The organism is Streptomyces sp. NPDC038135 (genome assembly GCF_055601245.1).
Genome location: NZ_JBVJXS010000002.1, coordinates 212072 through 232573, shown reverse-complemented (window position 1 = coordinate 232573; position 20502 = coordinate 212072). Strand labels below are relative to the sequence as shown.

The 20502-nt window shown below is 71.2% G+C and carries 17 protein-coding genes and 1 tRNA gene; 12 read left to right on the top strand and 6 right to left on the bottom strand.

The features are described 5' to 3' along the window. Nucleotides 1–121: 121 nt before the first annotated feature. From ACZ7JA_RS05405 to ACZ7JA_RS05380, 6 genes are all read left to right on the top strand, one after another. Entirely contained in the window at nt 122–1168 is a 1047-nt protein-coding gene (locus tag ACZ7JA_RS05405) for an ABC transporter substrate-binding protein (protein WP_470807271.1), read from the top strand. 41 nt (nt 1169–1209) lie between these two features. After that, nucleotides 1210–2031 carry a siderophore-interacting protein gene (locus ACZ7JA_RS05400; protein ID WP_470807270.1) on the top strand — a complete coding sequence of 274 codons (822 nt, stop codon included), beginning with the start codon at nt 1210–1212 and terminating at the stop codon, nt 2029–2031. A 128-nt stretch (nt 2032–2159) separates the two neighbouring features. Beyond that, a complete protein-coding gene (desA, locus tag ACZ7JA_RS05395; RefSeq protein ID WP_470807269.1) occupies nt 2160–3602 on the top strand; it encodes a lysine decarboxylase DesA in 1443 nt (480 codons plus the stop codon). Then, a complete protein-coding gene (locus tag ACZ7JA_RS05390) occupies nt 3586–4872 on the top strand; it encodes a lysine N(6)-hydroxylase/L-ornithine N(5)-oxygenase family protein (RefSeq protein ID WP_470807268.1) in 1287 nt (428 codons plus the stop codon). Before desA ends, ACZ7JA_RS05390 begins: the two co-directional genes overlap by 17 nt. After that, entirely contained in the window at nt 4869–5408 is a 540-nt protein-coding gene (locus tag ACZ7JA_RS05385) for a GNAT family N-acetyltransferase (protein WP_389299151.1), read from the top strand. Before ACZ7JA_RS05390 ends, ACZ7JA_RS05385 begins: the two co-directional genes overlap by 4 nt. After that, nucleotides 5405–7174 carry an IucA/IucC family protein gene (locus tag ACZ7JA_RS05380; RefSeq protein ID WP_470807266.1) on the top strand — a complete coding sequence of 590 codons (1770 nt, stop codon included), beginning with the start codon at nt 5405–5407 and terminating at the stop codon, nt 7172–7174. The genes ACZ7JA_RS05385 and ACZ7JA_RS05380 overlap by 4 nt, the downstream gene beginning before the upstream one ends. Nucleotides 7175–7236: 62 nt before the next feature. Here ACZ7JA_RS05380 and ACZ7JA_RS05375 read toward each other — a convergent pair whose 3' ends face one another. Both ACZ7JA_RS05375 and ACZ7JA_RS05370 read right to left on the bottom strand, forming a co-directional pair. Continuing rightward, nucleotides 7237–8841, bottom strand: a complete 1605-nt coding sequence (locus ACZ7JA_RS05375) for a beta-N-acetylhexosaminidase (protein WP_351665121.1) — start codon at nt 8839–8841, stop codon at nt 7237–7239. Nucleotides 8842–8980: 139 nt separating this feature from the next. Further along, nucleotides 8981–10546: a purple acid phosphatase family protein gene (locus ACZ7JA_RS05370; protein ID WP_351665123.1), complete on the bottom strand. Its 1566-nt coding sequence runs from the start codon at nt 10544–10546 to the stop codon at nt 8981–8983. A gap of 177 nt (nt 10547–10723) precedes the next feature. On the opposite strand from ACZ7JA_RS05370, the gene ACZ7JA_RS05365 reads away from it, so the two are divergent. Both ACZ7JA_RS05365 and glmS read left to right on the top strand, forming a co-directional pair. Beyond that, nucleotides 10724–10981 (top strand): hypothetical protein, encoded by a 258-nt coding sequence (locus ACZ7JA_RS05365; protein ID WP_351665125.1) that lies wholly within the window; start codon nt 10724–10726, stop codon nt 10979–10981. A 26-nt stretch (nt 10982–11007) separates the two neighbouring features. After that, nucleotides 11008–12825, top strand: coding sequence for a glutamine--fructose-6-phosphate transaminase (isomerizing) (glmS, locus tag ACZ7JA_RS05360; protein ID WP_351665127.1), 1818 nt, complete (start codon nt 11008–11010; stop codon nt 12823–12825). A 219-nt stretch (nt 12826–13044) separates the two neighbouring features. On the opposite strand, the gene ACZ7JA_RS05355 is transcribed toward glmS, so the two are convergent. Beyond that, nucleotides 13045–13572, bottom strand: coding sequence for a universal stress protein (locus tag ACZ7JA_RS05355; protein ID WP_351665129.1), 528 nt, complete (start codon nt 13570–13572; stop codon nt 13045–13047). A 316-nt stretch (nt 13573–13888) separates the two neighbouring features. Here ACZ7JA_RS05355 and ACZ7JA_RS05350 point away from each other — a divergent pair, with 316 nt between their 5' ends. From ACZ7JA_RS05350 to ACZ7JA_RS05335, 4 genes are all read left to right on the top strand, one after another. After that, nucleotides 13889–14146 (top strand): hypothetical protein, encoded by a 258-nt coding sequence (locus ACZ7JA_RS05350; protein ID WP_389299136.1) that lies wholly within the window; start codon nt 13889–13891, stop codon nt 14144–14146. Between the two features lie 378 nt (nt 14147–14524). After that, nucleotides 14525–15736 (top strand): helix-turn-helix domain-containing protein, encoded by a 1212-nt coding sequence (locus ACZ7JA_RS05345; protein ID WP_351665133.1) that lies wholly within the window; start codon nt 14525–14527, stop codon nt 15734–15736. 129 nt (nt 15737–15865) lie between these two features. Continuing rightward, nucleotides 15866–16468: an oligoribonuclease gene (orn, locus tag ACZ7JA_RS05340; RefSeq protein WP_351665135.1), complete on the top strand. Its 603-nt coding sequence runs from the start codon at nt 15866–15868 to the stop codon at nt 16466–16468. A gap of 135 nt (nt 16469–16603) precedes the next feature. Next, nucleotides 16604–16676, top strand: a tRNA-His gene (locus ACZ7JA_RS05335). 126 nt (nt 16677–16802) lie between these two features. Here the strand turns inward: ACZ7JA_RS05335 and ACZ7JA_RS05330 are convergent. The 3 genes from ACZ7JA_RS05330 to ACZ7JA_RS05320 form a co-directional block, all read right to left on the bottom strand. After that, the gene (locus ACZ7JA_RS05330) at nt 16803–17858 is read right to left on the bottom strand and encodes a LacI family DNA-binding transcriptional regulator (RefSeq protein ID WP_351665136.1); all 1056 of its coding nucleotides are present in this window, start codon (nt 17856–17858) and stop codon (nt 16803–16805) included. Between the two features lie 187 nt (nt 17859–18045). Beyond that, the gene (locus ACZ7JA_RS05325) at nt 18046–19503 is read right to left on the bottom strand and encodes a GH1 family beta-glucosidase (RefSeq protein ID WP_470807263.1); all 1458 of its coding nucleotides are present in this window, start codon (nt 19501–19503) and stop codon (nt 18046–18048) included. A gap of 64 nt (nt 19504–19567) precedes the next feature. Continuing rightward, entirely contained in the window at nt 19568–20488 is a 921-nt protein-coding gene (locus tag ACZ7JA_RS05320; RefSeq protein WP_351665138.1) for a carbohydrate ABC transporter permease, read from the bottom strand. Between the last annotated feature and the right edge of the window lie 14 nt (nt 20489–20502).

The window sequence follows — 20502 nt, the reverse complement described above, 5'->3', positions numbered from 1 at the left end:
GCGCGTTGCTGACGGAGTGTCGGCGGCGGACCCCGCCCCCTGGACATTCACTGAGGTTAGGCTAACCTACCTTCGAACTGTCCGGCGGGCGGCCACGCCCCGGTCGAAAGCAGCCATACCCATGTCCCAAGCCCGTTCCACCCTCTTCTCCCGTCGCGGTCTGCTCGCCGCGGGCGGCGTCCTCGGACTCGGCGCCGCACTCGCGGCCTGCGGTGACGGCGAGGGCGAAGACGCGGGTTCCGGCGGGCGGGCCAAGGGGGGCGAGTCCGGCCCCTGGAGCTTCACGGACGACCGCGGCACCACGGTGAAGCTGGACCGGGTCCCCGCGAACATCGTCGCCTTCACCGGCGCCGCCGCCGCGCTGTACGACTACGGCGTGCAGGTCAAGGGGGTCTTCGGCCCGACGAAGACCACGGCGGGCAAGGCAGACGTCCAGGCCGGCGACATGGACGTCAGCAAGGTGACGGTTCTCGGCAACACCTGGGGCCAGTTCAACATCGAGAAGTACGCGGCCCTCGCGCCCGACGTGCTCATCAGCACCATGTTCGACGACGCCGGCACCCTCTGGTACGTCCCCGAGGAGTCGAAGAAGAAGATCGCCCAGCTCGCGCCCAGCGTCGGCGTCTCCGTCTACGACCGCCAGCTCACCCGGCCGCTGCAGCGCATGTGGAAGCTGGCCGAGTCGCTCGGCGCGGACATGAGGGCCGCCAGGGTGACGGACGCCAAGAAGCGCTTCGAGGACGCCTCGGCCCGGCTGCGCGCCGCCGCCAAGGCCAAGCCCGGCCTCAAGGTGATGGCGGGCTCGGCGAGCGACCAGCTCTTCTACGTCTCCGGCACCGACCTGTCCGTCGACCTGGAGTACTTCAAGGCCCTCGGGGTGAACTTCGTCGAGCCCCCGGAGAGCGCCAAGAAGCAGGGCGGCGGCTGGTACGAGTCGCTGAGCTGGGAGAACGTCGACAAGTACCGGGCCGACATCATCATGATGGACGACCGCACCTCGGCCATCCAGCCGGCCGACATCACCAAGGCGACCTGGAAGAAGCTGCCCGCGGTCAAGGCGGGGCAGGTCATCGCCCGCTCCCCCGAGCCGATCCTCTCCTACGACAAGTGCGTACCGCTGCTCACCGGCCTGGCCGAGGCGCTGGAGAAGGCCAAGAAGGTCGGCTAGCCCCCTCCCCCCCTTCCTGAACGGCAACCTCAGGAGCACCCATGACGACGGCCGTGGCCGCCCCGTTCCGTTTCTTCTCCCTCCAGGTCGTACGGACGAGGCGGCTCGGCCCGTCCCTGGTCCGGGTCAGCTTCGCCGGGGAGGATCTGCGCGCCTTCCACTCCGACGGGCACGACCAGTCCCTGTCGCTGTTCCTGCCGCACCCGGGGCAGAGCGAACCCGTGGTGCCGCTCGAGCTGGGCGACGGCTGGTGGCAGGGGTGGCGTGAACTGCCGGACGACGTACGGGCCGTGATGCGGTCGTACACGCTCCGGGCCCTGCGCCGCGATCCCGACGAGGTCGACATCGACTTCGCCCTGCACACCCCCGCGGGGCCCGCCTCCCGGTGGGCCTCCCGGGCCGCAGCCGGCGACCGTGTGCTGCTGCTCGGGCCGGCGCTCGCCGACAACCGGGCGATCCGCTTCCGGCCGCCGGCCGGCACCGACCTCGTCCTCCTCTGGGGTGACGAGACCGCCGTGCCCGCCGCCTGCGCCGTCCTCGAAGCCCTGCCTGCCGGCATCCGGGTCCGCGCCTGGCTGGAAGTGCCGCACGCCGGTGACATCCAGGACGTGGCGACCCGGGCGGACGCGGAGATCACCTGGCTCGTACGCCAGGACGGGTCCCCGGCCCCCTCCGACGCCGTCCGCGCCGCCGAACTGCCCGCCGCCGAGGCGCCGTACGTGTGGATCGCGGGCGAGTCCGGCCGGGTCAGGGAGCTGCGCCGGCACTTCACCGGCGAGCGCGGGATCGACCGGCGGCGCGTCACCTTCGTCGGCTACTGGCGGCAGGGCATGAGCGAGGAGCAGCTGCGCGCGGCCGAGTAGGCCCTCCCTGGAACAACTCCCCCTGAAGTCGGCCCGGTCATGGGAGAGGCGTACCTTGATCCGCATAACTTAGGTTAGGCTAACCTAAGTAAATCCCCGTTCGGACAGTCCCCTCGGAGGACCCCCACATGCGCTCGCACCTGCTCAATGGCCTCACAGCGGAGCACTACCGCCGCTCCGTGACCGAAGGAGTCGAGCGGGTGGCCGCCAAACTCGCCGCCACCGACCGTCCGTTCACCGGCGTCACCGTCGACGCCCTCGCCCCCCGCGTCGACGCGGTCGACCTCGACCGGCCGCTCGGCGACACCGCCGCGGTGCTGGACGAGTTGGAGGACCTCTACCTCCGCGACGCCGTCTACTTCCACCACCCCCGCTACCTCGCCCACCTCAACTGCCCGGTCGTCATCCCGGCGGTGCTCGGCGAGGCGGTGCTCTCCGCGGTCAACTCCTCCCTCGACACCTGGGACCAGTCGGCCGGCGGCACCCTCATCGAGCGCAGGCTCGTGGACTGGACGGCCGCCCGCATCGGCCTCGGCCCGAACGCAGACGGCGTGTTCACCTCCGGCGGCACCCAGTCCAATCTGCAGGCGCTGCTTTTGGCCCGGGAGGAGGCGAAGAGCGACGACCTCCGCCGACTGCGGATCTTCGCCTCCGAGGCCGGTCACTTCAGCGTCCGGAAGTCCGCGAAACTGCTCGGCCTCGGGCCGCAGGCCGTCGTCACCGTCCCCACCGGCCACGACAAGCGGATGCAGACCGTGGCCCTCGCCCGTGAACTGGAGCGCTGCGCCGAGGACGGCCTGGTGCCCATGGCCGTCGTCGCCACCGCCGGCACCACCGACTTCGGCTCCATCGACCCGCTGCCCGAGATCGCCGGGCTCTGCGCCCAGTACGGCGTCTGGATGCACGTGGACGCGGCCTACGGCTGCGGACTGCTCGCGTCGCTGAAGCACCGGGACCGCATCGACGGCATCGAGCGCGCCGACTCGGTGACCGTCGACTACCACAAGTCCTTCTTCCAGCCGGTGAGTTCCTCCGCCGTGCTGGTCCGGGACGCGGCCACCCTGCGGCACGCCACCTACCACGCCGAGTACCTCAACCCGCGCCGCATGGTGGACGAGCGCATCCCCAACCAGGTCGACAAGTCCCTGCAGACCACCCGCCGCTTCGACGCCCTCAAGCTGTGGCTGACACTGCGCACCATGGGCGCCGACGGCATCGGGCAGCTCTTCGACGAGGTATGCGAACTGGCCCGGCAGGGCTGGCGGCTGCTCGCCGCCGACCCCCGCTACGACGTGGTCGTCGAGCCCAGCCTGTCCACCCTCGTCTTCCGCTACGTCCCGGCGGCCGTCACCGACCCGGCCGAGACCGACCGCGCCAACCTGTACGCCCGCAAGGCGCTGTTCGCCTCCGGCGACGCCGTGGTCGCGGGCACCAAGGTCGGCGGCCGCCAGTACCTGAAGTTCACCCTGCTCAACCCCGAGACGACGACGGCCGACATCGCCGCCGTCCTGGACCTGATCGCCGGCCACGCCGAGCAGTACCTGGGAGAGTCCCTTGACCGCGCGTCCTGAAGCCCCGACCGCCCCGTACGACTTCGTGGGGATCGGCCTCGGCCCCTTCAACCTGGGCCTCGCCTGCCTGACCGAGCCGATCGCCGAACTGAACGGCGTCTTCCTGGACTCCAAGCCCGACTTCGAGTGGCACGCCGGCATGTTCCTGGACGGCGCCCATCTGCAGACCCCGTTCATGTCGGACCTGGTCACCCTGGCCGACCCCACCTCCCCGTACTCCTTCCTCAACTACCTGAAGGAGAAGGGCAGGCTCTACCCGTTCTACATCCGCGAGAACTTCTACCCGCTGCGCGTCGAGTACGACGACTACTGCCGCTGGGCGGCCGGCAAGCTCGGCAGCGTCCGCTTCGGCACCACGGTCACCGAGGTGCGGTACGAGGACGAGCTGTACGCCGTCCGCACCGCGGCCGGCGAGACGTTCCGCGCCCGGCACCTGGTCCTCGGCACCGGCACGGTCCCGTTCGTCCCCGAGGCCTGCCGGGACCTCGGCGACGACGTCGTCCACACCTCGCGGTACCTGCACCGCAAGGCCGACCTGCAGGCCCGGAAGTCGCTCACGATCGTCGGCAGCGGCCAGAGCGCCGCCGAGATCTACCACGAACTCCTGTCCGGGATCGACGTCCACGGCTACGAGCTGAACTGGGTCACCCGCTCCCCGCGGTTCTTCCCGCTGGAGTACACCAAGCTGACCCTGGAGATGACGTCCCCGGACTACGTCGACTACTTCCGCGCGCTGCCCGAGGAGACCCGCTACCGGCTGGAGAAGCAGCAGAAGGGCCTGTACAAGGGCATCAACTCGGAGCTGATCGACTCGATCTTCGACCTGCTCTACCAGAAGAACGTGGAGAGCGGCGACCGCCCGGTACCCACCCGGCTGCTCACCAACTCCACGCTGAACGCGGCCCGTCACGAGGGCGGCGCGTACACGCTCGGCTTCCGCCAGGACGAGCAGGGCAAGGACTTCGAGATCCGCTGCGAGGGCCTGGTGCTGGCCACCGGCTACCACTACCGGCCGCCGGCCTTCCTCGAGCCGCTGCGCGAGCGCCTGCGCTTCGACGGCCACGGCCGCTTCGACGTCGCCCGCAACTACACCGTCGACGTCACCGGACGCGGCGTCTTCCTGCAGAACGCCGGCGTCCACACGCACAGCGTCACCAGCCCCGACCTGGGCATGGGCGCGTACCGGAACGCGTACATCATCCGGGAACTGCTCGGCACGGAGTACTACCCGGTCGAGAAGACCATCGCCTTCCAGGAGTTCGCCGTATGACCAGCGACACCATGACGTTCACCCTCCGGCCGCTCGACCCGCCGGAGGACGCCGGGCTGCTGCACCGCTGGGTCACCCACCCCAAGGCGGCGTTCTGGATGATGCAGGACGCGAAGCCGGAGGACGTCGAGCGGGCCTATCTGGAGATCGCGGCCGACGAGCACCACCACGCGCTCCTCGGGCTGCGCGACGGGGAGCCCGTCTTCCTGATGGAGAAGTACGACCCGGCCCACCGCGAGCTGGTCGGGCTGTACGAGCCGCGGCCGGGCGACGTCGGCATGCACTTCCTCGTCGCCCCCACCGACACCCCCGTGCACGGCTTCACCCGGGCCGTCATCACCGCCGTGATGACGCACCTCTTCGAGGACCCGGCGACCGAGCGGGTCGTGGTCGAGCCCGATGTCCGCAACAAGGCGGTGCACGCCCTGAACGAAGCGGTCGGATTCGTGCCCGAGCGCGAGATCCGGAAGCCCGAGAAGCGGGCCCTGCTGAGCTTCTGCACGCGCGAGCGGTTCCTGAAGGCGGTGTCCGCGTGACCCCCGCCGACGCCGTCGCCCACCTCTCCCCCGAGCGCTGGGAGCGGGCCAACCGGCTGCTCGTGCGCAAGGCGCTCGCGGAGTTCGCCCACGAACGGCTGATCACCCCGCAGGAGGACGGCGCCCACTACGTCGTCCGCAGCGACGACGGGCTCACCCGGTACCGGTTCACCGCGGTCCGCCGCGCCCTGGACCACTGGCAGGTCGACGCCGAGTCCATCACCCGGCACCGCGAGGGCGCCGGACTCCCCCTCGATGCGCTGGACTTCTGCATCGAGCTGAGGGACTCCCTGGGGCTGAGCGACGAGATCCTGCCGGTCTACCTGGAGGAGATCTCGTCCACCCTCTCCGGCACCTGCTACAAGCTCGCCAAGCCCCGCGTCACCTCCGCGGAGCTGGCCCGCGGCTCCTTCCAGGACATCGAGACCGGGATGACCGAGGGCCACCCCTGCTTCGTCGCCAACAACGGGCGGCTCGGCTTCGGCGTCCACGAGTACCTGGCGTACGCCCCGGAGACCGCGAGCCCGGTCCGGCTGGTGTGGCTGGCCGCGCACCGGTCGCGGGCCGCGTTCACGGCGGGCGCCGGAATCGAGTACGAGTCCTTCCTGCGGGCCGAGCTGGGCGAGGAGACCCTGGAGCGGTTCCGCGCCACCCTGACCGGCCAGGGCCTCGACCTCGCCGAGTACCTGCTCATCCCGGTGCACCCCTGGCAGTGGTGGAACAAGCTCAGCGTCACCTTCGCCGCCGAGGTGGCCCGCCGGCATCTGGTGTGCCTGGGCGAGGGCGACGACGAGTACCTGGCCCAGCAGTCCATACGGACCTTCTTCAACACCTCCGACCCGCGCCGGCACTATGTGAAGACGGCCCTGTCCGTCCTCAACATGGGCTTCATGCGCGGTCTCTCGGCCGCCTACATGGAGGCGACGCCGGCGATCAACGACTGGCTCGCGAAGCTCGTCGAGAACGATCCCGTGCTGAGGTCCACGGGCCTGTCGATCATCCGGGAGCGGGCGGCCGTCGGCTACCGGCACCTGGAGTACGAGCGGGCCACCGACCGCCACTCGCCCTACCGGAAGATGCTGGCCGCGCTGTGGCGGGAGAGCCCGGTGCCGTCCCTGCGCGAGGGCGAGTCACTGGCCACCATGGCCTCGCTGCTGCACGTCGACGACGCGGGCGCCTCCTTCGCGGGCGCGCTGATCGAACGCTCCGGCCTCCCGCCCGCCGAGTGGCTGCGGCACTACCTGCGGGCCTACCTGACCCCGCTGCTGCACAGCTTCTACGCCTACGACCTGGCGTACATGCCGCACGGCGAGAACGTCATCCTCGTCCTGCGGGACGGGGTGGTGCGGCGGGCGGTCTACAAGGACATCGCCGAGGAGATCGTCGTCATGGACCCCGACGCGGTGCTCCCGCCGGAGGTGGCGCGGATCCGCGTCGAGGTGCCCGAGGACCAGAAGCTGCTGTCGGTCTTCACGGACGTCTTCGACTGCTTCTTCCGGTTCCTCGCGGCGAACCTCGCCGCCGAGGGGACCCTGGCGGAGGACGGCTTCTGGCGCACGGTCGCCGAGGTCGCCCGCGAGTACCAGCGCTCGGTGCCCGAACTGGCCGACCGGTTCGAGCGGTACGACCTGTTCGCCCCCGGGTTCGCGCTGTCCTGCCTCAACCGGCTCCAGCTCCGCGACAACCGGCAGATGGTGGACCTCGCCGATCCGTCCGGTGCGCTGCAGCTCGTGGGGCGGCTGGACAACCCCCTCGCCGGGTTCTGACGCCCCGGCGGACGGACGGGCACCCCGCGGTACGGTCCCGCGGGGTGCCCGTCGTGCTGTGCTCAGCCCGCAGGCCAGGGGACCTGGGGCGACTTGTAGTAGCTCATCCCGAGGGCGTCCCAGCGCGGGGCCTGGGCCGCGAGCCGGACCTTGTAGGCGTCCCAGTCGTGGGTGGCCGCCGGGGACCAGCCCAGCTCGGCCGCGCCGGGCAGGCGCGGGAAGGCCATGTACTCGATGTCGGAGGACTTGGTGAGGGTCTCCGACCACAGCGGCGCCTCGACCCCCCGGACCGCCGAGGCCGGCGCGCCGGGCAGGTAACTTCCCGGGTTCCAGTCGTAGGAGCGCCGCACCTCCACCAGGCCCGCCCACTTGGTGCCCAGCCTCGTGCCCGCGGTGTACTTCATGTCGAGGTAGACCCGGTCGGCCGGGGACAGGATCAGCCCGGTGCCGTCCTGGGCGGCCTTGGCCACCTGGGCCTTCTCCGTCGCGCTGGTCCCCTCCACGCCCCAGTACTGGGCGAGGGCGCCCGGGGCGGGGGTGGCGCCGGTGATCTGGTGCCAGCCGATGACCGTCTTGCCGTACTTGGCGACGACGGGCTGCACGCGGTTCATGAACGTCACGTAGTCGGCGTGGCTGGTGGAGTGCGCCTCGTCGCCGCCGATGTGCAGATAGCGGCCGGGGGTGATGGCGGCCAGTTCGCGGATCACGTCGTCCACGAAGTCGTACGTCACCTGCTTCGGCACGCACAGCGAGCTGAAGCCGACCTGGGTGCCGGTGTACAGCGGGGGCGCGGTGCCGTCGCAGTTGAGCTGCGCGTAGGAGGCGAGGGCCGCGTTGGTGTGGCCGGGCATGTCGATCTCGGGCACGACCTCCAGGTAGCGGGAGGCGGCGTAGCGGACGATGTCCTGGTAGTCGGCCTTGGTGAAGTAGCCGCCCTTGCCGCCGCCGACCTGGGTGGAGCCGCCGTAGGTGGTCAGGCGGGGCCAGGAGTCGACGGCGATGCGCCAGCCCTGGTCGTCGCTGAGGTGCAGGTGCAGGGTGTTGATCTTGTACAGGGCCAGCTCGTCGATGTAGCGCTTGACCTGACCGACGGTGAAGAAGTGCCGGGAGACGTCCAGCATGGCGCTGCGGTAGGCGTAGCGGGGGCGGTCCTCGACGGTGCCGCCGGCGATCCGCCACGGGCCGGGCTGGACGCTCCTGCGCTCGACGGCCGCCGGGAGGAGCTGACGCAGCGTCTGGACGCCGTGGAAGAGGCCGGCGGGGGCGCTCGCGGTGACGGTGACGCCGGTGGGCCCGCTGGTCAGCCGGTAGCCCTCGGCGCCGAACCGGTCCCCGGACAGGCGGAGCCGGATGCCGCCGGCGCCCTGGCCGGTGACCGGCACGCGGTAGCCGGTGGACGGGCGCAGGATGCCGGCGAGGTACTCGCCGATCCGGCGGACCTCGTCCGGGCCGTCCACGCGGACGGCGGTGGCCGGGGTGACCCGGTACGGACGCCCGCCGGGCTGGGCCTGGGCGGGCGCCGGGACCACCCGGGCCAGTGGGGTGGCCGCCGCGGCCGCCGCCGGCGCCGGGGCCGCGCCGACGGCGGTCACGCCCGCCGCCGCGACGAGCAGCAGGGACCCGAGGACGCGGGTCAGCCGGGGAGTCGTGCTGTGGTGCCGTCTCACATGCGCTCCCTTCACGAGTGGTAAAGACCACTCTCCCGCAGATCCGCCGAATCAATCCCCGCCCTGCGGAAATCATCCGCACGGACGGCGGTCGGCTCATCAGTGCGGACGTCCGGCCCCTACTCGGCCCGCCGGGCCCTTACTTGGCGGTGCGGGCCACCGTGAAGTGGTCGATGCGGCTGCCGGTCTCGGCGATGCCGGACACCGTCAGCGTGGTCCGGCGGCCCTTCGCCGCGGGCGTGACGTCCACGCGCAGGAAGGAGTAGTCGAGGTAGCGCACCCGGGACCAGGCGACCGTCTCGTTCCGCTTGCCGTCCTTGGTGTTGACGAAGGAGGCGACCGAGTCCACCTCGTGCTCGTGGCCCTCGTAGGAGTCGGGCGCCGAGAAGGCGTACAGGCTGCGGCCCGCCGCGCCGGCCGTGACGTAGACCACGCCGTCGGTTTCGGGATGCGCGGTGCCGCCGATCGGCAGCTTCTTGGTGACCTGGCCGCCCTTGATGACGTCGGTGCGCTCGTACTGGTGGTTGTGGCCGTTGATGACCAGGTCCACGGTGTACTTCTCGAACAGCGGCACCCACTCCTGGCGGACACCGCCCTCCGAGGCGTGCGCGGTGGAGGTGCAGTAGGCGCAGTGGTGGAAGAAGACGACGACGAAGTCGACGTCCTTCGCGGCGCGGAACCTCTTGAGCTGCGCCTCCAGCCAGGTGGTCTGGGTCCCGCCGGAGATGCCCAGGTTCGCGGGGATCTCGAAGGAGATGTCGTTGGCGTCGAGCGAGATGACGGCGGTGTTGCCGTAGACGAAGGAGTAGACGCCGGGCAGGTTCTCGCGGTCCGGGCCGTTGTCGGGGAGCGTCCAGCGGGCGTCCTCGCCGCCGTAGCCGTTGGGCGAGTACCAGGCCTCCATGTCGTGGTTGCCGTAGGCGGGCATCCACGGGACCTGCTTGGCGACCGACTCGGTCTGGTGCAGGAACTGGTCCCAGGTGCGCGAGTCGAAGCCGGTGTCGCCGGTCTTGCCCTGGCCGGCCGGGTCGCCGTAGGCGATGTCGCCGGCGTGCAGGTGGAAGGCGGGGTTCTGGCCGAGGATCAAAGCGTTGTTGGCCAGGCCGTGGTAGCCGACCCCCTCGTCGCCGAAGGCGGTGAAGGTGAAGGGCGCCTTGTGGGCGGGGGCGGTGGTGAACGTCCCCAGGGTGCCCAGCAGGTGGGGCTCGGCCGGGTCGAAGCCCTCGTGGCCGACGCCGTAGTAGTAGGTCCGGCCCGGACGCAGGTGGGTGAGCTTCGCGTGCAGGTAGTACTGGGTGTGGTCGCCGCTCGCGCCGACGCCGGCCGGGGTGTGGAGGGTGCGGACCTCGGCGTCGATCCGGCGGGAGAGGTCCGTGGGGTGGGCGCCGACGCGGATGAAGGGCTTCTTCACCGCGACCGGGACCTGCCACGAGACGCTGACCTCGGTGCGCGGGTCGTTGCCCCATGCGAGGTGGCGGCCGAAGGGGGCGACCAGCGAGCCGTCGACCCGCTCGGCCGCCGACGCGGTGCGCTGGGTGGGAACCGTGGCCCGGGCGGTGGCGCCCGGCACGAACGCGCCGCCGGTGACGGCGCCGAGGGTGACGGCGCCGCCCCTGATCAGGGTGCGCCGGGAGAACCTGGAGCGCAGGTACTCGTGCTGTTCGGCCATGCTCAGGCGCGCGGCCAGCTTCTCGGGTACGCCCATACGAGGAATGTCCATGACGTCTGAAACTCGTCCTCTTCGGCAACGAGGCGCGGGACGCAGGATGGACAGCCCGCAAACAGAGCGCCATAAGACTTCCAACAGCGCCTCCACCAGCGCCCTGCCCGGAATCGGGCAGGATTCTTGCGAAACTCGCGCTCTTACCTCAGGATCTACCGGGTGCACGAGGAACTTGTCGATCACCTGACGCGGTCCACGCCCCTCAGCAGGGGCGAGGCGCTGCGGGTGGTGCAGGACGTGCTCGCCTTCTTCGACGAGACGACGCAGGACTACGTCCGTCGCCGCCACCGCGAGCTGCAGGCCCAGGGCCTGACGAACACGGCGATCTTCGACCGGATCGAGGCGGACCTGAAATACCGGGCGGTGGCGCCGCCGGAGCTGACGCTCAGGCAGCTGCGCCGCATGGTCTACGGCTGAGACGCCAGACTGAGAGATACCTGTATATGTGCGGAATTGTCGGATACATCGGCAAGCGTGACGTGGCTCCGCTGCTCCTCGAGGGCCTGCAGCGCCTGGAGTACCGCGGCTACGACTCGGCGGGCATCGTCGTCACGTCCCCGAAGACGGCCGGCCTGCGGATGGTCAAGGCCAAGGGCCGGGTGCGCGACCTCGAGGCCAAGGTCCCGGCGCGCTTCAAGGGCACCACCGGCATAGCCCACACCCGCTGGGCCACCCACGGCGCCCCCTCCGACGTGAACGCCCACCCGCACATGTCGGCCGACAGCAAGGTCGCCGTCGTGCACAACGGCATCATCGACAACGCCGCCGACCTGCGCCGCAAGCTGGAGGCGGACGGTGTCGAGTTCCTCTCCGAGACCGACACCGAGGTCCTCACCCACCTCATCGCCCGCTCCACGGCGGAGAAGCTGGAGGACAAGGTCCGCGAGACCCTCCGGCTGGTCGAGGGCACGTACGGCATCGCGGTGATGCACGCCGACTTCAACGACCGCATCGTGGTGGCCCGCAACGGCTCCCCGGTGGTCCTCGGCATCGGCGAGAAGGAGATGTTCGTCGCGTCGGACATCGCCGCCCTGGTCGCCCACACCCGGCAGATCGTCACGCTGGACGACGGCGAGATGGCCACCCTCAAGGCCGACGACTTCCGCACCTACACCACCGAGGGCACCCGTACCAGCGCCGAGCCGACCACCGTGGAGTGGGAGGCGGCGTCGTACGACATGGGCGGCCACGACACGTACATGCACAAGGAGATCCACGAGCAGGCCGACGCCGTGGACCGGGTGCTGCGCGGCCGCATCGACGAGCGGTTCTCCACCGTGCACCTGGGCGGCCTCAACCTGGACGCCCGCGAGGCGCGACGGATCCGCCGCGTGAAGATCCTCGGCTGCGGCACCTCGTACCACGCGGGCATGATCGGCGCCCAGATGATCGAGGAGCTGGCGCGCATCCCCGCCGACGCCGAGCCGGCCTCCGAGTTCCGCTACCGCAACGCGGTCGTGGACCCCGACACGCTGTACGTGGCCGTCTCCCAGTCCGGTGAGACGTACGACGTGCTCGCCGCCGTTCAGGAGCTGAAGCGCAAGGGCGCCCGGGTGCTCGGCGTGGTCAACGTGGTGGGTTCCGCCATCGCCCGCGAGGCCGACGGCGGCATCTACGTGCACGCCGGTCCCGAGGTCTGCGTCGTCTCGACCAAGTGCTTCACCAACACCACGGTCGCCTTCGCCCTGCTCGCCCTGCACCTCGGCCGCACCCGCGACCTCTCGGTGCGCGACGGCAAGCGGATCATCGAGGGCCTGCGCCGGCTGCCGGAGCAGATCACCGAGATCCTCAAGCAGGAGGAGGACATCAGGCAGCTCGCGGAGAGCTACGCCGACGCCCGCTCCATGCTCTTCATCGGCCGCGTCCGGGGCTACCCGGTGGCCCGCGAGGCCTCCCTGAAGCTCAAGGAGGTCTCCTACATCCACGCCGAGGCCTACCCCGCCTCCGAGCTGAAGCACGGCCCGCTGGCGCTGATCGAGCCGGCCCTGCCGACGGTCGCGATCGTCCCCGACGACGACCTGCTGGAGAAGAACCGCGCGGCCCTGGAGGAGATCAAGGCCCGCAGCGGCAAGATCCTCGCGGTGGCCCACCAGGAGCAGGAGAAGGCCGACCGGACCATCGTGGTCCCGAAGAACGAGGACGAGCTGGACCCGATCCTCCTGGGCATCCCGCTCCAGCTCCTCGCGTACCACACGGCGAAGGCCCTGGGCCGGGACATCGACAAGCCGAGGAACCTGGCCAAGTCCGTGACGGTGGAGTAGCCGCCCGGACGCGCGAAGCGGACCCCTGCGTAGCCACCTCGTACGCGGGGGTCCGCTCTCGTGCCGCTGTGCTCGGCCGGCGGCCGTCACCCGCCGGCGCGCGGCACGCCTCGGTGCGATGACCGATGTATGCCCTTCACAAGGGCACAAACACCTCTACGCGCGAGTAGTTTCGCGCTGTGCAAAGGGAATTGACGGGCCGTCGGCAGAAGGAAGCCGTCAGGGGATGACGATGACCGGCCGCCGCGCCCGCTTGGCGAGCCGCCCGGCCACGGAGCCGAAGATCCGGCCCACGATGCCGTGGGTGGTGCCGACCACGATCGCGTCGGCCTCGTACTCGCGTCCCACCTCTTCGAGTTCGTGGCAGATGTCACCGCCGCGCTCGACCAGGATCCAGGGCACCTCGGCCAGGTAGTCCGCGCAGGCCAGTTCGAGACCGAGCACCTCGGTGCGGTGGTCCGGCACGTCGACGAAGACGGGCGGCTCGCAGCCGGCCCACACCGTGGTGGGCAGCCGGTTGGCCACGTGGACGATGATCAGCCCCGAGCCGGAGCGGTGGGCCATGCCGATCGCGTAGGCGAGGGCGCGCTCACTGGACGTCGAGCCGTCGAAGCCGACGACCACACCGTGCAGGAAGGCGGGGTCGCAGGGCGGGCGTGGCTCTGGCACCGCCAGGGGATCGGCCGCCGTGGGATCGGCGACGGGCCGCTTGCGGTCCGCGGGTTCGAAGAATTCGTGACCGGCCATGACTGTCTCGGCGTTGTGATCCTTGTGTGGTGGGAGTGACATCGAGCGGCGGAGCTGTGTCCGGGATTAGTCTTCCCAACCCCATACCCCCAAGGGTACGGCGGCACGCCTCCTCCGCCCATTTCCCGCGCACGCTCCGTAAGCGGGGCCCCCGAATGTCCGTGGGGGTTCCCCGGAGCATGCACGAGCCGCGCCCGTAACGCAATGGTTGCTGCCTCGTACAGGCGGTTTGCACAGCATGAACGGAGCAGCGGCCGGTGACCGACGGACCGGACGGGCGTTGATCTCCGTGAGCCACCGCCCCAGGGAGTACGAGTTGCCCGGACCGAGATCCACCACCGACCCGCGCCCCGCCCCGGACACCACGAGCGACGTGATCCGCTGGGCGGCCTTCAGCTGCGTCCTCGTTCCCGTGGTCCTCCTCTGGTACGGCGCCTCGTTCGCCGGCGCGGCCGGCACCGCCTTCGGGCTCGCCGCCGTCACGGCCGCCTGCCGGGTGCTGTTGCGGCGCTCCGAACGTTGCGCCGCGCAAAGAGGCGGACGTCACACCAGGGGAGAGACACCGGTCGACTGACCGGTTTCCGTACCCTCGAGCGCTTCTTTTCGGCCAACTTCCGGATACCGCCCAAGAGGGGTCCCGACCACCCCCGAACCCCCGTTCCACCTGCACGGAAAGGGTCCGGGCCGGCATCCGCACCCTACGCGGTTTGGCCACTGCGACAAGGCGCACTTCCCTGCACGCCCCACGAGTGCAACGCTTCGTGATCGAATGCTTCACGCCAAGTTGTCATGTCGACAATGTCCGGCGTGTCGAACTGGCCACCGTCAGACCGCGGTAGCCAGTAGATTCGATCTTGACTGTCTTACGGCGGGGGACTCGTGCAGGACCGAGGGGAAACGTGCAGGAGCGACACAACCGAGGAGCCGCGACCACCGAGGGGGGCTTAGCAGGATGAGCCACGACTCCACTGCCGCGCCGGAAGCCGCGGCCCGGAAACTGTCCGGGCGCCGCCGCAAGGAGATCGTCGCGGTGCTGCTGTTCAGCGGCGGCCCCATCTTCGAGAGTTCCATACCTCTATCGGTGTTCGGGATCGACCGCCAGGACGCCGGAGTGCCGCGGTACCGACTACTGGTGTCCGCCGGCGAGGAGGGCCCGCTGCGGACCACAGGGGGCCTGGAACTCACCGCGCCACATGGGCTCGAGGCGATCTCACGCGCCGGGACGGTCGTCGTGCCGGCCTGGCGCTCGATCACCTCGCCGCCACCGGAGGAGGCGCTCGACGCACTGCGCCGGGCCCACGAGGAGGGCGCCCGCATCGTCGGGCTGTGCACGGGCGCGTTCGTCCTCGCGGCGGCCGGCCTGCTGGACGGCCGCCCGGCGACCACCCACTGGATGTACGCGCCGACGCTGGCCAAGCGCTATCCGTCGGTGCACGTGGATCCGAGAGAGCTGTTCGTCGACGACGGCGACGTCCTGACGTCGGCGGGCACGGCGGCCGGGATCGACCTCTGTCTCCACATCGTGCGGACGGACCACGGCAACGAGGCGGCCGGCGCGCTCGCCCGGCGCCTGGTGGTCCCGCCGCGCCGGTCGGGCGGCCAGGAGCGCTACCTCGACAGGTCTTTACCCGAGGAGATCGGCGCCGACCCGCTCGCCGAGGTCGTCGCCTGGGCGCTGGAACACCTCCACGAGCAGTTCGACGTGGAGACCCTGGCGGCACGCGCCTACATGAGCCGCCGTACGTTCGACCGCCGGTTCCGCTCGCTCACCGGCAGCGCGCCGCTGCAGTGGCTGATCACCCAGCGGGTGCTCCAGGCGCAGCGGCTGCTGGAGACGTCGGACTACTCCGTGGACGAGGTGGCGGGCCGTTGCGGCTTCCGCTCCCCCGTCGCGCTGCGCGGGCACTTCCGCCGCCAGCTCGGCTCGTCCCCGGCCGCCTACCGCGCGGCCTACCGGGCCCGCCGGCCGCAGAGCGAGCGGCCCGGTGAGACGGAGATCCCGTTGCAGCCCGGACCGGGCGGACCCGGCCTGGCCGGCCACGGGCCGGTCGGCCACGCGCCGCCGGTGCTGCACCCGGACCGCGAGAGCGGGGTGCCGATGCAGAGCCGCCGGCAGGCGGCGGGCGCGGTGAGCCTGCTGCCGGGGCCGCGCAGCGGGAGCTGAGCGAGAAGCGCGAGGAGAGGGGCGGAGCACGGCTCCGCCCCTCTTTCGCCGTCGCCCTTCTGTGTGCACACCGACAAGGTCGCCGCACGCCCGGTCCGACCCGGGGCGGCGCGCCGTAAGGTGAGACACATGAACGATCGCATGGTGTGGATCGACTGCGAGATGACCGGCCTCTCGCTGTCCGACGACGCGCTCATCGAGGTGGCCGCCCTCGTCACCGACTCCGAGCTGAACGTGCTCGGCGAAGGGGTGGACATCGTCATCCGCCCGCCGGACTCGGCACTGGAGACCATGCCGGAGGTGGTGCGCGAGATGCACACCGCGTCCGGGCTGCTGGAGGAGCTGGCCGGCGGCACCACGCTGGCCGACGCCGAGGCGCAGGTCCTCGCCTACGTCCGCGAGCACGTCAAGGAGCCGGGCAAGGCCCCGCTGTGCGGCAACTCCGTCGGCACCGACCGCGGCTTCCTGCTGCGCGACATGCCGACCCTGGAGAACCACCTCCACTACCGCATCGTCGACGTCTCCTCGATCAAGGAGCTGGCCCGCCGCTGGTATCCCCGGGCCTACTTCAACAGCCCGGAGAAGAACGGTAACCACCGCGCCCTCGCCGACATCCGCGAGTCGATCGCCGAACTGCGCTACTACCGCGAGGCCGTCTTCGTCCCGCAGCCCGGCCCGGACTCCGACACCGCCAGGGCGATCGCCGCCAAGCACGTCCTGCCCGCGCAGTAGGCCCCCGGGGCCGACGCCCCGGCGCCCCGGGGTCCGCTCGGGGCCCGCGCGAAAACCTGTGCGCGAGCACCCCTGCGGACCCTGTAGACTTCTTCTCGGCCGGTCGGGGAGAGCCTCCTCGGACCACCGGTCATGGTGGGTGTAGCTCAGCTGGTAGAGCACCTGGTTGTGGTCCAGGATGCCGCGGGTTCGAGTCCCGTCACTCACCCTGGGTAATCAGCCGGTGACTCCGTCGAAAGACGCGGTCACCGGCTGATTCGTTTTGGCGGCCGTCTCCCGGGACCGGGGCGACCGCCGCGGGCGGGCGACAGCCGTCACCCGCCCGCGAGGGCCGTCACGACGACGCCCGTTCCACCAGTTCGGTGGGCAGCACCGTGTGGCGGGGCTGCGGGTCGCGGACGGGAGCCGGGCGGCGGCCGGCGATCTCGCTGAGGAGCAGGTCGATCATGGCGCGGCCCATCTCCTCGATCGGCTGGCGGACGCTGGTCAGCGGCGGGTCCATGTGCCGGGCGACGGCCGAGTCGTCGTAACCGACCAGGGCCACGTCACCGGGGATGCTCCGGCCGGCCTCGCGCAGCACCTGCCGGGCGCCCGCCGCCATCACGTCGGAGCCCGCGAAGACCGCGTCCAGGTCCGGGTGGCGTCCGAGCAGGGTCGTCATGGCCCGCCGGCCGCCCTCGTCGGTGAAGTCGCCGGGTTCGATCAGCCCCTCGTCCACGGGCAGGCCCGCGTCGCGCAGGGCGTCGCGGTAGCCGTCGACACGGCGCTGGGCGCCGTAGACGTCGAGGCGGCCGGTGATGTGGGCGATCCGGCGGCGGCCCCGGGACATCAGGTGCTCCACCGCGGAGCGGGCGCCGCCGTAGTTGTCCGAGTCCACCGAGGTCAGCGTCTCGGCGGCGGAGCGGGGGCCGCTGATCACCGCGGGGATCTCCAGCTGGGACAGCATGTCCGGCAGGGGGTCGTCGGCGTGCACCGAGACCAGCAGGACGCCGTCGACGCGGTGGGCGGCCAGGTACTGCGCGAGCCGCTGCCGCTCGCGGTCGCTGCCCGCGAAGATGAGCAGCAACTGCATCTCGCTGTCGGAGAGTTCCGCGCCGACGCCGCGCAGCATGTCGGAGAAGTACGGCTCCGAGAAGAAGCGGGTCTCCGGCTCCGGCACCACCAGCGCGATGGCGTCGGTGCGGTTGGCCGCGAGGGCGCGCGCGGCGGTGTTGGGCACGTAGCCGAGTTCCGCGACGGCCGCCTCCACCGCGGCCCGGGTCGCCTCGCTCACCCGGGGCGAGCCGTTGATCACCCGCGAGACCGTGCCTCTGCCGACACCGGCACGGGCGGCGACCTCTTCCAGCGTCGGCCGCCGACTGCTCCGGCTCCGCTCTCCGTTGACTGGCATGGTCTCCGCCTCCCGCTCACATCCGACCGGCCGGGGGATTGTCCGCTACCGTCCGGCCAGGAATGTAACCGGGATCCCACAGCACCCGCTCTCATCATCCCGCGCCCGCGGTCCCCGCGGTGCCGGGCCCCCGGCGGGCGGCCCGGGGGACGCCGCCATGGCGGGCGTCCCCGGGGCCGGGCGGAGGTCACATCCGCGGGCCGGGCTCCGGCAGCGCGTTGCGGCGGATCACGTCGGCGTACCAGTGGGCGCTGGCCTTGGGGATGCGGCGCTGGGTGCCGTAGTCGACGTAGACGGCGCCGAACCGCTTCGAGTAGCCGTAGGACCACTCGAAGTTGTCCAGCAGGGACCACAGGAAGTAGCCCCGGACGTCGACGCCGTCGGCGATGGCGCGCCGGACCGCCTCCAGGTGGCCGCGGAGGTAGGCGATCCGCTGCGGGTCGTTCACCTTCCCCTCGGGCGAGACGTAGTCGTCGAAGGCGGCGCCGTTCTCGGTGACCATCAGCGGCAGCCCGGGGTGCGCCGCCGCCATGCCGGCCAGCAGGGTGTGCAGGCCGTCCGCGTCGATGGCCCAGTTCATGGCCGTCAGCTCGTCGTTGGCGAGGTGGAAGGAGACGTCCTCGGAGCCGGTCCACGGCGAGTGGTCGCTGGCTCCGTGACCGTCGTTCTTGGTCGCGCCCGCGCCGTCGGCGGGCAGCGAGACCACGGTCGGCGAGTAGTAGTTGACGCCGAGCACGTCGATCGAGCGGGAGATCTCGGCGAGGTCGCCGGCGTGCACCAGCTCGTCCCAGTCGACGATGCGGGCGGTGTCCGCGAGGAGGTCCTCCGGGTAGGCGCCGTCGAGGATCGGGCCGGTGAAGATCCGGTTGCCGACCGCGTCGATGCGGCGGGCCGCCTCCGCGTCGCCGGGGGCGTCCGTGAGCGGGCGCACCTGGTGCAGGTTGAGGGTGATGGAGAGCTGCGCGGAGCTGGGCAGGACGGAGCGCAGCGCCCCGACCGCGCGGCCGTGCGCCAGGTTGAGGTGGTGGGCGGCGCGCAGGGTGGCGGCCGGGTCGGTGCGGCCGGGCGCGTGCACGCCGGAGCCGTAGCCGAGGAAGGCCGAGCACCACGGCTCGTTGAGCGTGGTCCACACCCCGACGCGGTCCCCGAGGGCCCGGCCCACGGCCTCGGCGTACTCGGCGAAGCGCTGCGCGGTGTCCCGCTGCGGCCAGCCGCCCGCGTCCTCCAGCTCCTGGGGCAGGTCCCAGTGGTAGAGGGTGGCGACGGGGGTGATGCCGGCCTCGAGCAGCTCGTCGGTGAGCCGGCGGTAGAAGTCCAGGCCGCGTTCGACGGCGGGGCCCCGCCCGGTGGGCTGCACCCGGGACCAGGAGACGGAGAACCGGTACGCCTGCAGGCCGAGGTCCTTCATCAGCGCCACGTCGTCGCGGTACCGGTGGTAGTGGTCGGCGGCGATGTCGCCGGTGTCGCCGTTGCGCACCCTGCCGGGCGTGTGGCTGAAGGTGTCCCAGATGGAGGGCGTGCGTCCGTCCTCGGCGGCCGCGCCCTCGACCTGGTAGGCGGCGGTGGCCGCGCCCCAGACGAAACCGGGCGGGAAGGAGAGGTCCGCGGCCGGCCGGGTCGTCGGCTCGGGTCGTACAGCGGTCATGGTGAGAGCGCTCCCAAAGTGGCGTGTGTAGAGGTCGGTTCGCTTGCCCGGGACGGCTGTGCCGTCAGCCCTTGACGGCGCCCGACATGATGCCCCCGACGATCTGCTTGCCGAAGACCACGAAGACCAGCAGCAGCGGAAGCGTGCTGATCAGCGCGCCGGCCATGACGATGCTCTGGTCGGGGGTGTAGGAGGCGCTGAGCTGGCCGAGCGCCACCTGGATGGTGGGGTTCTGCTGGTTGAGGGCGAGGAAGGGCCAGAAGAAGTCGTTCCACGCCTGCACGAAGGTGAGCATCCCGAGCACCATCATGGCGGGCCGGGCCACGGGCAGGACCACGCTCCACACGATGCGGAAGTTGGTCGCGCCGTCCACCTTGGCCGCCTCGATCAGCTCGTAGGGCAGGGCCTCCAGCAGGTACTGCCGCATGAAGAAGACGCCGAAGGCGCCGACGAGGGTCGGGAAGATCACCGACTCCAGCTTCCCGCCCCACCCGATGTCCGACATCATCATGAACAGCGGGACGACGCTGAGCTGCGGCGGGATGGTCAGCGTGGCGATGACGGCGGTCATCAGGAAGCCGCGGCCGCGGAAGCGCATCTTGGCGAAGGCGTAACCGGCCAGCGTGCAGAAGAACAGGGTCGCCACGGTGATGCAGCCGGCCACGATGACGCTGTTGACGATGGCCTTGCCCAGGTGGGCCTGCTCCCAGGCGGCCTGGAGGTTGCTCCACAGTCTGCCGCCCGGCAGCAGCGGCGGCGGGCTGTCCAGGACCCGCTGCTGGTCGTGCGAGGCGGCCACCAGGGTCCAGTACAGCGGGAAGATCGATCCCAGGCCGACGACGACGAGGGCGACGTAGGTGAAGGGGCCGCCCTTGAGCTGCTGGCCGGCGCCGAGCTTGAGGCGGGCGCGGCCGCCGCTGCCGGGGGCGGACGGGCGGGCCGGGGTGAGGTCGGCCGCGGTCTTGAGGGGACTGGTCGTGGTCATCGAAGTCGCTCCCG